This window comes from Brevundimonas sp. (assembly GCF_032107865.1).
Taxonomy (GTDB): Bacteria; Pseudomonadota; Alphaproteobacteria; order Caulobacterales; family Caulobacteraceae; genus Brevundimonas.
On sequence record NZ_DAMCNG010000073.1, the window covers coordinates 1 to 12,055 of the forward strand.

Sequence of the window (12,055 nt, forward strand, 5' to 3'; positions counted from 1 at the left end):
GGAGCGGCGGCCTGTTGCGCGGGCGGAGGCGGCGCGATCCAGATGGGCAGGGCCGGGGCGACGGCGATGTCATCCTTGGCGGTTTCGTCTGGAGCGACGGTCTCTGACGCCTCGGCGACCGGAACGACGGGCGGCGCGGCCTGCGCCTCTTCCTTCAGCATCAGGTCCGCGAAGACGGCGCTGTCCGTCGCCGCCTCGACGGAGGCGTCGACGCTCGCGCCGCCGGGGGCGGCGGGTGTCAGGACGGACATGAGGCTGACGGCGGACATGCGGGCGGCAGGCGCTTTCGGTCGGTGAGGGGCGGCGCCTGCTGCGCCTGGGTCATTCGGCAGAGCCTCCGCAAGCCTTGGGCCAAGTGCAGGTGTGTGAGCTAAAATGCTGAAATGTATCGATATTAATCGATATCGGGGCGCCGATTGCGGCGTGTGACGCCGGGCGCTTCTTGCCGCGTTCGTCGCTTTTTGCCGGGCGAAGGCGGCGCCGTACGACTTGGCCCGGTGCTTGCCTCTCTTGCTGACGAATGCACAGGGGCTGAATGCCGATGTCGAGTAAAATCAAAGAGATGGTCAGAAGACCTGCTCAATCCGCCGGGCAAGATTTGCTCGCTTGCCTGCAAGGCTTGCCGGGCGTCAGCCTGCGTGCGCGCCACGGCGTGGGAGAGGTCTGATGTCCCTCAACTCGATCATGAACATCGCCACCTCGGGCATGAATGCGGCCCAGACGCAGCTGCGGGTGGTCTCGGACAACGTCTCCAACGTCAACACGCCCGGCTATGTCCGCAAGATCGCGGATCAGCAGTCCTGGGCCAGCCAGGGCGTCGGCGCGGGCGTCGAGATCGCCCGCATCCGTCTGGCCACCGACCGCTTCCTTCAGGCCGCCAGCCTGAACGCCAGCGCCGACGCCGGGCGCCAGACGGTGCGTTACGAGCTGTACGACCGCATTCAGTCGATGTTCGGCGATCCGGGCTCCAACAGCGGCTTCTTCTCGCAGATCGACAGCGTCTTCGCCGCCTTCGCCGCTTCGGCCGAGGATGCGACCTCTGGCCCGCGGCGCCAGGAAGCCGTCTGGAAGACGCAGGGCCTGTTCGACGAAGCCGCTCGCATCAACAGCCAAATCCAGTCGGTGCGCGAAGACGCCGACGCCCGCATCAAGAGCGCAGTCGAGACGGCCAACAGCCTACTGGAGCAGATCGAGAAGCTGAACGTCGAGATCGCCAAGGCGACGGTGGTCAATGCGGACTCCTCGGGCGCGCAGACGGCTCAGGCGGCCTTGATCGATCAGCTGTCGGGCCTGATGGACGTCCGCATCACCGGCCGCGGGGTCGGCGGGGTCGAGATCCGCACCGGCGCCGGCATCCTGCTGGCGGGGCAGGGCGCGGCCAAGCTGGACTATGTGCGTGCGGGCGCTGTGTCGGCCGAGACGGTGTTCAACGAGATCACGGTCATCGAGCCGCCCGCCGGAAAGGCGCGCTCCCTGGCTGAGGGCCTGGGCTCGGGCGAGATCAAGGGGCTGCTGGAGCTGCGCGACGGCGAGGCGCCGGCGACGGCCGAGCGTCTGGCCGAACTGATGTCGCGCATGGCCGACGAACTGAACCGGGCGCACAACGCCTCCTCGGCTGCACCGCCGCCCAACAGCCTGACCGGCCGCAATGTCGGGCAGTCGCTCGAGACCGCCTTGCAGGGCTTCACCGGCCGCACCTCCATCGTCATCACCAATGATCAGGGCGTGGCCCTGCAGAAGATCGATCTGGATCTGGCGACGCTGAACCCGGCGACCTTCCTGACGGATCTGAACGCCCAGCTGGGGGCCAACGGCAGCGCCAGCTTCGTCGACGGGCAGCTGAAGATCGAAGGCGCGCCCGGCACGGGGGTGGTGGTGGTCGACGATCCGGCCGCGCCCTCGAACAAGGGCGGGCGAGGCTTCTCGCACTTCTTCGGCCTGAACGACCTGATCACCAGCGCGCAGCCGGCGATCTATGAAACAGGCATGACGGGCGCGTCGCAGCACGGCTTTACGCCCGGCGACACCATCACCTTCCGCTTCAGCGACTCGGCGGGCGCCAAGTTGCGCGACATCGAGGTGGCGGTCCCCGCTGGCGGCGACATGACCAGCCTGCTGGCGGCGCTGAACAACCCGATGACGGGCGCGGGGCGGATGGGGACGTTCAGCCTCAATCCCGCGGGCGAGATGACGTTCACGCCGCGCCCTGGTTCGGGCGCGAATCTGTCGGTGCTTCAGGACCGCACGACCCAGGTTCCCTCGAACATGTCGATGAGCGAGCTGTTCGGTCTGGGCGGGGCGCGCGCCTCGCGGGCCGACGCCTTCTCGATTCGGGCTGACATCGCCCGCGATCCGGCCTTGATGGCCTTCGCCAAGGCCGATGCAACGGGCGGGCTGGGCACGGCCGTGGTCAGCAAGAACGATGCGCGCGGCGCGCGCCTGCTGGCCAGCGCGGGCGAGAACGCCGCCTCCTTCTCAGCGGCTGGCGGGGCGGCGGGCGGCTCCATGTCGCTGGCGCGCTATGCGTCGGAGCTGTCGGGCGAGATCGGCAGCCGGGCCGCCATGGCCAAGAACAACGCCGTCAGCGCCACGGCCCTGGCCAAGGAGGCGACGGCGCGCCGCGTCTCGGTCGAAGGGGTCAACCTGGACGAGGAGCTGGTGCTGATGACCACCTATCAGCAAGCCTTTAACGCTTCGGCCCGCATGGTTCAGGCGGCCAAGGACATGTACGACATCCTGCTGGGAATGGTGCGATGACCCGCGTTTCGACCTACGGAAACTATCAGTCGGCCCTGCTTGACCTGATGTCGGCCCAGTCGCGCATGGCGGACGCCCAGCAGAAGGTGAACACCAAGAAGAACGCCACGGACCTGGTCGGCTTCGGCCGGGGCTCGGAGACGGTCAGCGCGCTGAAGTCCAGCCAGACCCGCATCGAGACCTTCATCGACACCAACAAGACCGTGGCGGCGCGGCTGGAGACCCAGGATCTGGCGATGGATCGGGTTGCGGACGCTTCGACGGCGGCGCGTCAGGCCATCGCCGACGCCATCGCCGCCGGACGGATGGACACGTTAATGGGGACGTTGAACAGCCTGTTCGTGGAGGCTCAGGACGGGCTGAACATGAAGCACCAGGGCAAGTATCTGTTCGGGGGCGGAGTCACCGACCGCGCGGCGGTGGAGTTGCCCGATATCCCCGGCCAGCCGGGGGCCAGCATGATGGCCAAGCTGGCGGCCTTGCCCGACGAGAGCGCCGCCTTCCGCAACGACCAGTTGAAGCAGTCGTCCTGGCTGGACGAGAACGTGTCGATGGACACAGGCTTCCTGGCTGACGCCATGGGATCGGAGCTGTTCGCCATCTTCCGCGACATCCAGCTGGCCCATGAGGCGGCGCCGCTGGACGGCCAGATGACGGACGCTCAGAAGGCCTTCCTGACCACCCAGATGGGCCGCTTCGAGGCGGCGGCGAAAGGGGTGGTGGAACTGCAGGCCGCCAACGGCGGGATGCAGAACCGTGTCGACCGTCTGCTGGAATCCCAGGAGGCGCGCAAGATTTCGATCGACACCATCCTGTCCGGCAAGACCGACGCCAACATGGCCGAAGCCGTCACCGAACTGGAGCTGGCGCAGATCTCCCTGCAGGCGTCGGCTCAGGTGGTCAGCCAGCTTCGCCAGGTCTCCCTGCTCGACTATCTGCGCTAGGTCATTTTCGAGCTTTCGTCCCGCGCGGCGCGCTGAACGAAAATCGCCCGACGACGTTCACAAAGCTGCGCCGTGACGGGAGGGCCTTGGCTTGCGTCGAGCAACGCCGGAAGAGACCGAGATTTGTCATCAGTCGTTGACGCGACGTGAAAAGCAGAGCTTTAAGCGGCGTATGCGTGCGGGTGGGCCTGTGTCAGTGTCGAATTCATGAATCGGGCGGACTTCCAGATTGACGAACACCAGGACGGTCAGGCGCGCTTGCGGCTGGCCGGCGACTGGTCGACCGTCGCTGTCGGCCGCATGGGCGATCGGTTGAAGGCTGAACTGGACGGGCGAACCGTGACGGCGCTGGACCTGGATGATCTGGGCCGCTTCGACACCGCCGGCGCCCTGGCCGTGGCCCAGGCCATGAGCCGCCCTATCCCTGAATCCGCCTGGTCGGCGCGGCCTGAAGCCGGGCGCCTGTATCGTATGGTGGCCAGGCTGGACTGCATGACGGCCGAGCCGCCGCGTCGCTCGGCTCCCATGACGCGCGGTTTCGCCAAGGTCGGTCGCGGGGTCTATGATTTCGGCGCCGAGGCGATGCTGTCTCTGGCCTTCCTGGGCCGCCTGATGGCCGCGGTGCTGACCACGCTGAAGCATCCCGGCCGCATCCGCTGGGCCGCCTGGTTCAGCCAGGCCGAGCGCACGGGCCTGGACGCCATCCCGATTGTGGTGGTGACCAACTTCTTCATCGGCGCCGTGGTGGCCTTCATCGGCGTGGACCTGCTGACCCAGTTCGGGGCGGGAGTCTTCGCCGTGCAACTGATCGGCGTCGCCGTCTTCCGCGAGTTCGCCGTGGTCATCACCGCCGTGCTGCTGGCGGGTCGTTCGGCCTCGTCCTTCGCCGCCGAGATCGGCTCCATGCGCATGACGCAGGAGGTGGACGCTATGCAGGTCATGGGCGTCGATCCCTTCCAGGCCCTGGTAATCCCGCGTTTGGCGGCGCTTCTGGTCATGCTGCCGCTGCTGACCTTCCTGGCCATGATGGGCGGCCTGCTGGGCGGCGTACTGGTGTCGTGGAGCCAGCTGAACCTGGGTCCGGCCTTCTTCTTCCAGCGGCTGGTCGAGGACGGCTATATGCCGACGCACATGATGGTCGGCCTGATCAAGGCGCCGGTTTTCGCCCTGGTGGTCGCGGCCATCGGCTGTCGTCAGGGCATGTCGGTGGCGGGCGACGTCGAGAGCCTGGGGCGTCGGGTGACGGCGGCGGTGGTGCAGGCGATCTTCGCCATCATCCTGCTGGACGCTGTGTTCGCCCTGATCTTCATCGAGCTGAAGATATGACGGACGAGACGCGCAAGCCGGACGACCGCGAGGCCGTCATTCAGGTGCGGGGCCTGCTCAGCCAGTTCGGCGAGCGGGTGATCCATCAGGATCTGGACCTGGACGTGATGCGCGGCGAGGTGCTGGGCGTCGTCGGCGGGTCGGGCACCGGCAAGACCGTGCTGCTGAACTCGATCATCGGCCTGAAGGAGCCGGAGGGCGGGGAAGTCCGTCTGTTCGGCGAGGATCGCGCGGCCATGACCAAGGCCGAGGCGGCGGCTGTCGAGCGACGCACGGGCGTTCTTTTCCAGCAGGGGGCGCTGTTCTCGTCGCTGACGGTGCTGGAGAACGTGGCCTCGCCGCTGGTCGAGCATACGAAGCTGTCCAAGTCGACGATCCGCGAACTGGCCGAGATGAAGGTGGCCATGGTGGGCCTCAAGCCCGAGGCGCTCTATCTGAAGCCGGCCGAACTGTCGGGTGGGATGAGGAAGCGCGTCGGCCTGGCCCGCGCCCTGGCGCTGGACCCTGAACTGGTCTTCCTCGACGAGCCGACGGCCGGGCTGGACCCGATCGGGGCGGCGGCGTTCGACGATCTGATCCGTCAGTTGTCGGACGATCTGGGGCTGACGGTCTTCATGATCACCCACGACCTCGACAGCCTTTACGCCATCTGCGACCAGGTGGCCGTGCTGGCGGACAAGCATGTGGTGGCCAAGGCGCCGGTCGCCGAGCTGGAACGCTCGGACCACCCTTGGATCAAGGAATACTTCCTGGGGCCGCGCGGACGCGCCGCCCACAAGAGCGCGGCCTGAGGAGGGCGCGAAACGATGGAAAGAGACGCCCATTACGCCGCCGTCGGCATCGCCACAGTCGCCCTGATGTTGGCGCTGGCGGTGTTTACGATCTGGCTGGCCCGGTTGCAGTTCAACAAGGATTTCGATGTCTATGACATCGTCTTCTACGGCCCTGTGCGCGGCCTGTCGGAAGGCGGCGAGGTGCACTTCAACGGCATTCGCGTCGGCGAGGTGACGGACCTGAACCTGGATCCCAAGAAGGGCGACCAGGTCATCGCCCGTGTCCGTCTGAACGGCACGACGCCGGTGCGCGTGACCTCGCGCGCCCAGCTGGAGCCGCTGGGCATCACCGGCCTGAACTACATCCAGATCACGGCGGGTTCGCCGGACAGCCCCATTCTGAAGGACCAGTATCCGGACAACGTCGTGCCGGTGATCCAGAGCCAGCCCAGCCCCATCGCCGAGCTGCTGAGCGGATCGGGCACGGTGCTGGCGCAGACGGTGGACGCCCTGAACCGCATCAACCGCGTGATGTCGGACGACAACATCCGCAGTTTCTCGACCAGCGTGAAGAACGTCGAGGCCCTGACAGCCGAGCTGGAAGCCCGCAAGGGCATGTTCCAGCAGCTTGAAGAGACCATCACCAAGGCCAACGCCGCCGTTGGCGAATATCAGGCCCTGGGCGTCAGCGCGCGTCAGATGGTCGATACTGACGGCAAGCAGGCCATCGCCAACATCAACGCCGCGACGCGCGAGGCCCAGGCCGCCATCGCCTCGATCAACCGTTCGGCGACCGGGCTGGAAGGGCCGCTGGGCGATTTCGGGACGCATACGGTGCCGCAACTGAACGACACCATCCGACAGCTGGATCAGGCGACGCGCTCGCTTCAGTCGCTGATCGACAATGTGCGCGAAAGCCCGCGCGACTTCATCGCCAAGGCGCCGTCCAAGGAAATCGAGGTGCAGCCGTGATCCGTTCTACCTTCATGATCGCTGCGGCGTCGGTCGCCTTGTCGGGTTGCGCCTTGTTGTCGTCGCCCGATCCGGTTCAGCTCTATCGCTTCGGCGGGGCCTCGGCCTATGCCGGGACGGGCGCGACCTCGGCCTGTCCCGACGTCCATGTCGCCATGCGTCGCGTGGACTTCCCGGAGGCGGCGCGCGGCGATCGCCTGCTGGCCGTGACGGGAGCTGAAGCGGCCTACATCAAGGGCGCGCGCTGGGTGTCCCCGGCCGAGACCCTGTTCGAGGAAGCCCTGCGCAACGCCTTCCTGGACGGCGGCACCTGCACCGTCCTGAGCAGCGGCCCGCTGTCGCGCGACGGTCTGATGCTGAGTGTCGACGTGCGCCGCTTCGAGGCGGCCTATGCTGCGCCGGGCGCCGTGCCGGATGCGAACATCGTCGTGCTGCTGCGGCTGTTCCGCATGAGCGACCGCAGCCTTGTCGTCGAGGACCGCATCACGGTGCGCGAAAGCGCGGGCGAGAACCGCCAGTCGGCCATCGTCGCCGCCTTCGACCGCGCCACCGCCGAGGCCAGCCGCCAGATCGTCCTGTGGACCGACCAGCAGGGTTTCCAGGCGACGCGGGACTAAGTTCCTTCTCCCTTCGGGGGAGAAGGAAGACATGAAAAACCCCGGCGACCGCGAGGCCGCCGGGGTTTTGCGTTTCAGGCGGGGAGGGCGGTTCAGCCCAGGTTCGCCCCCACCGTGTAGTCGGCCTCGGTCTTGGCTGCGACCTCGTCGAGGGTCACGCCCTCGGCCAGTTCGATCAGCTCCAACCCCGAACCGTCCGGCTTGACGTCGAACACGGCCAGATCGGTGATGATGCGGCTGACCACGCCCGTGCCGGTCAGCGGCAGGGTGCAGGCCTTCAGCACCTTGGACTGGCCGTGCTTGTTGGCGTGATCCATGACCACGACCACGCGCTTGACGCCCGCGACCAGGTCCATGGCGCCGCCCATGCCCTTCACCAGCTTGCCGGGGATCATCCAGTTGGCGATGTCGCCGTTCTGGGCCACTTCCATGGCGCCCAGGATCGACAGATTGATGTGGCCGCCGCGGATCATGGCGAAGCTGTCCGAGGAGCTGAAATAGCTGCTCTCGGGGATTTCGGTGATCGTCTGCTTGCCGGCGTTGATCAGGTCGGGGTCTTCCTCGCCCTCATAGGGGAAGGGGCCCATGCCCAGCATGCCGTTTTCCGACTGCAGGGTCACGACCATGCCCTCGGGGATGTAGTTGGCGACCAGCGTCGGGATGCCGATGCCCAGGTTCACATAGAAGCCGTCCTGCAGCTCCTTGGCGGCGCGTTCAGCCAGTTGTTCGCGTGTACGAGCCATTGGATTAAGCCTCCCGCTGACGAACGGTGCGCTGTTCGATGCGCTTTTCGGACACGGTCTGGATCAGGCGGTCGACATAGACGCCCGGCGTGTGAATGTGGTCGGGGTCCAGCGAACCGACGGGGACGATCTCTTCCACCTCGACCAGCGTCACCTTGCCGGCGGTGGCCATCATCGGGTTGAAGTTGCGAGCCGTCTTGCGGAAGACGAGGTTGCCGCGCTCATCGGCCTTCCAGGCCTTGACGATAGACAGGTCGGCGACCAGTCCCGTCTCCATGACGTATTTGCGGCCGTCGAAGTCGCGCACTTCCTTGCCCTCGGCGACCAGGGTGCCGACGCCGGTGGCGGTGAAGAAGGCCGGGATGCCCGCGCCGCCCGCGCGGATGCGCTCGGCCAGGGTGCCCTGGGGGTTGAACTCCAGTTGCAGCTCGCCGGCCAGATACTGACGCTCGAACTCCTTGTTCTCGCCGACGTAGGACGAGATCATTTTCGCGATCTGGCGCGTCTCCAGCAGTTGGCCCAGGCCGAAGCCGTCCACGCCCGCATTGTTGGAGATGACGGTCAGACCCTTCACGCCCGTGTCGCGCAGACCCGCGATCAGGTTCTCGGGGATGCCGCACAGGCCGAAGCCGCCGGACATGACGGTCATGCCGTCGAATGTCAGCCCCTCCAGCGCGGACTTCACGTCAGCGTAAATCTTGCCCATCGGACTCCCTTTTTCACCGTCTGATGAATATCGCGGTCTCTTCCGTCCTTAAAGCGGGCCGGGAAGAGGGGCAAGCGGCAAGCGCGACGCAGGGGAAGGCATGGCGCGACAAGCCTGACGGTTGACCCCGGATCAAGGGGGTTTCACACCTGCGCCCCATAAGACTCGTCTCAGTAGGGAAATTTCATGCGCCATCGCCTGTTAAGGGCCGCCTTGCCCGCCCTGGTGCTCGCCGCCGCCGTTCCAGCCCTGGCCCTGCCGGTTGCGGCCGCAACTCAGGACGCCGCGCCGACCTATCATCAACCGCCGTCGCCCATCGCCCAGATTCTGGACGCCAAGCCCAATCCGAGCGTCAGCGTCAGCCCGGACCGCAAGACCCTGCTGCTGAGCGACCGCGCCAACCTGCCGGCCATCGCCGAGCTGGCCGAGCCGATGCTGCGGCTGGCGGGCTATCGCATCAATCCCAAGAACAACGGCCCGGCCAACAGCCGCGTCTCTTGGCTGACGGGCCTCAGCTTCCAGGCGGTCGACGGCGGGCCTGCGCGCCCGGTGACGGGTCTGCCCGCCAATGCGCGCCTGACCAATGTGTCCTGGGCGCCGAACGGCCAGGCCGTGGCCTTCCTGGTCAACGCTCCGAACGGGCTGGAGCTTTGGACCGCCGATGTGACGCAGGCCAAGGCGCGCAAGCTGAACGGGCCGATGGTCAATGCGGCGGCGGGGTCGGGCTTCTCCTGGCTGTCGGACTCCTCGGGGCTGCTGGTCCTGGCGGTTCCGGCCGGGCGCGGCCTGGCGCCCAACGTCGATCATCCGCCGGAAGGCCCGATCATCACCGAGACGGGCGGCCGCGCCGCCCCGGTGCGAACCTATCAGGATCTGCTGTCCAACGTGGGCGACGAGGCCCTGTTCGACTACTACTTCACCAGCCAGCCGACGGTGGTGTCGCTGAACGGCCGCGCCCGTTCCGTGGGCCAGCCGGGCGTCATCCTGGGCGTCTCGACCTCGCCGGACGGGCGCTACATCCTGCAAACGCGGGTGAAGAAGCCCTACTCCTACGTCGTGCCGGCCAGCCTGTTTCCTTCGGACGTCATCGTCACCGACATGAACGGGCGTCAGGTGCACCGCGTGGCCGACCTGCCGCTGCGCGATAACGTCCCGACGCCGTTCGACGCCGTGGCGCCCGGTCCCCGCGCGGTCCAGTGGCGGGCTGATGCTGACGCCACCCTGGTCTGGGCCGAGGCTCAGGACGGCGGCGATCCGCGCAACCCCGCCGAGGTGCGCGATCGCGTCTTCATGCTGCGCGCGCCCTTCAACGACCGGGTGCAGACTCTGGCCGATCTGAAGGAACGCTATGCCGGAACCACCTGGGGTCGGAATGACGCCGCCATCGTCAACAGCCGCTGGTTCAACACCCGGCATGAGACGCGCACCCTGGTCGATCCTTCGAATCCGGGGCAGGGCCGCGTCCTGGTCGATCGCAACTATCAGGATCGCTACAACGACCCCGGCTCGGTGGTGACCGAGCCCAACGCGCGCGGCCGTTCGGTCATGCGCTTCAACGCCGACGGCTCCAAGGTCTTCGTCGAGGGGAATGGGGCGACGCGCGAAGGCGCCTATCCCTTCCTCGACCTGATGGACCTGAATTCGGGCGGGACGGAGCGCGTCTGGCGTTCGGCTCAGGGCGAGTTTGAAACCGTCGTCGGCGTGCTGGACGAGGCGGGCCGCAAGCTGGTCACATATCGCGAAAGCCGCACAGACCCGGCCAATCTGCGCGTGCGCGATCTGGACGGCCCAAGCGGTGGTCAGGTCACCCAACTGACGAACTTCCCCGATCCGGCGCCGCAAATGGCTGGGGCCACGCGCCAGTTGATCACCTACACCCGCGACGACGGGGTGGAGCTGTCGGGGACGCTGTATCTGCCCGCCGGCTACGACAAGGATCGAGACGGCCCGCTGCCGCTGTTGATGTGGGCCTACCCGGCCGAGTTCACCGACGCCGCCGTCGCCGGTCAGGTCGTGGACACCGACAACCGCTTCGTGCGCCCGTCGGGGTCGAGCCACCTGTTCCTGCTGACGCAGGGCTACGCTATCCTGGACAACCCGACGATGCCGATCATCGGCCGCGACGGGGCCGAGCCGAACGACACCTATATCGAGCAACTGTCGGCCAGCGCCAAGGCGGCGGTCGACGCCGTGGTGGCTCTGGGCGTGGCGGATCGCGAGCGCATCGCCGTTGGCGGGCACTCCTACGGCGCCTTCATGACGGCGAACCTGCTGGCCCACACCGACCTGTTCAAGACCGGCATCGCGCGTTCGGGCGCCTATAACCGCACCCTGACGCCGTTCGGCTTCCAGGCGGAACAGCGCAACTACTGGGAGGCGACCGAGACCTACAACGCCATGTCGCCCTTCACCTACGCCAACAAGGTGAATGAGCCGATCCTGCTGATCCACGGCGAGGCGGACGACAATTCGGGCACCTTCCCGGTGCAGACCGAGCGCTTCTATGCGGCGCTGAAGGGCAATGGCGCGACGGCGCGCTATGTCGTCCTGCCGCTGGAAGCCCACGGCTACCGCGCGCGGGAGTCGGTCGGGCACGCCCTGTATGAGATGTCGTCCTGGCTGGACCGCTGGATGAAACCGACGGCGACAGCGTCTCAGGAGTAGTCAGCGATCCCACTCCGGCGTCCCTCCGTAGAGGCCGGATAGGAAGTCGATGAAGGCGCGGACGCGGGTTTCGGCCCGCGCCCGCCCGGCCGTTAGGGCGAAGATCGCCACGTCCGACGATCCGGCATATTGCGGCAGCACCACCTTCAGCCGCCCATCGCGCAGTTCGTCGCCGACGTCCCAGGTCGAGCGCAGGGCCACGCCGCCGCCCGCCAGCGCCAGCTCGCGCGCCACTTCGCTTGAGTTCGTGCGCACCCGGCTGCGTGCGCGGAAGACGACGGGCCCTTCGGGGCCTTCCAGTCGCCAGGTCGACTGGTCCAGACTGTCCGGCATGCCATGCTCGGCCAGATAGGCGGGCGAGGCGCACAGCACCCGCCGGTTCGGCGCCAGGCGGTGCATCAGCGGGTTGTCCGCCTCATAGCTTCCGATCCGCACCGCCACGTCCACGTCCTCGGCCATCAGGTCGACGAAGGCGTCGCTCAGGTTCAGCTCCAGCGTCAGGCGGGGCTGCGCCGCCAGAAACGGCTGGAGCAGCGGCGCCAGCCGTCGCCGT

At 67.2% G+C, this 12,055-nt stretch carries 11 protein-coding genes; 7 read left to right on the forward strand and 4 right to left on the reverse strand.

Going from position 1 to position 12,055, the window contains the following annotated elements:
• A partial coding sequence (locus RT567_RS08130) for a hypothetical protein (RefSeq protein ID WP_313575652.1) occupies positions 1-269 on the reverse strand: 269 nt, incomplete at its 3' end.
• A 397-nt stretch (positions 270-666) separates the two neighbouring features.
• Here RT567_RS08130 and flgK point away from each other — a divergent pair.
• From flgK to RT567_RS08160, 6 genes are all read left to right on the forward strand, one after another.
• Positions 667-2,757 (forward strand): flagellar hook-associated protein FlgK, encoded by a 2,091-nt coding sequence (gene flgK / locus RT567_RS08135; protein ID WP_313575653.1) that lies wholly within the window; start codon positions 667-669, stop codon positions 2,755-2,757.
• Positions 2,754-3,701 (forward strand): flagellin, encoded by a 948-nt coding sequence (locus RT567_RS08140; RefSeq protein WP_313575655.1) that lies wholly within the window; start codon positions 2,754-2,756, stop codon positions 3,699-3,701. Before flgK ends, RT567_RS08140 begins: the two co-directional genes overlap by 4 nt.
• A gap of 207 nt (positions 3,702-3,908) precedes the next feature.
• The gene (locus RT567_RS08145) at positions 3,909-5,027 is read left to right on the forward strand and encodes an ABC transporter permease (protein ID WP_313575657.1); all 1,119 of its coding nucleotides are present in this window, start codon (positions 3,909-3,911) and stop codon (positions 5,025-5,027) included.
• Complete coding sequence (locus RT567_RS08150; RefSeq protein WP_312204982.1) at positions 5,024-5,818, forward strand: ABC transporter ATP-binding protein; 795 nt, start codon at positions 5,024-5,026, stop codon at positions 5,816-5,818. The genes RT567_RS08145 and RT567_RS08150 overlap by 4 nt, the downstream gene beginning before the upstream one ends.
• 15 nt (positions 5,819-5,833) lie before the next feature.
• Positions 5,834-6,772, forward strand: coding sequence for an MlaD family protein (locus tag RT567_RS08155; RefSeq protein WP_313575659.1), 939 nt, complete (start codon positions 5,834-5,836; stop codon positions 6,770-6,772).
• The gene (locus RT567_RS08160) at positions 6,769-7,389 is read left to right on the forward strand and encodes an ABC-type transport auxiliary lipoprotein family protein (RefSeq protein WP_313575661.1); all 621 of its coding nucleotides are present in this window, start codon (positions 6,769-6,771) and stop codon (positions 7,387-7,389) included. Before RT567_RS08155 ends, RT567_RS08160 begins: the two co-directional genes overlap by 4 nt.
• 92 nt (positions 7,390-7,481) lie before the next feature.
• Here RT567_RS08160 and RT567_RS08165 read toward each other — a convergent pair whose 3' ends face one another.
• The gene (locus RT567_RS08165) at positions 7,482-8,132 is read right to left on the reverse strand and encodes a 3-oxoacid CoA-transferase subunit B (protein ID WP_313575663.1); all 651 of its coding nucleotides are present in this window, start codon (positions 8,130-8,132) and stop codon (positions 7,482-7,484) included.
• Between the two features lie 4 nt (positions 8,133-8,136).
• On the reverse strand, positions 8,137-8,838 hold the full coding sequence (locus tag RT567_RS08170) for a CoA transferase subunit A (protein WP_313575665.1): 702 nt from the start codon (positions 8,836-8,838) through the stop codon (positions 8,137-8,139).
• A gap of 186 nt (positions 8,839-9,024) precedes the next feature.
• Here RT567_RS08170 and RT567_RS08175 point away from each other — a divergent pair, with 186 nt between their 5' ends.
• On the forward strand, positions 9,025-11,502 hold the full coding sequence (locus RT567_RS08175) for a prolyl oligopeptidase family serine peptidase (protein WP_313575666.1): 2,478 nt from the start codon (positions 9,025-9,027) through the stop codon (positions 11,500-11,502).
• On the opposite strand, the gene RT567_RS08180 is transcribed toward RT567_RS08175, so the two are convergent.
• Positions 11,503-12,055: substrate binding domain-containing protein (locus RT567_RS08180; RefSeq protein ID WP_313575668.1), on the reverse strand; the 553-nt coding region annotated here is incomplete at its 5' end.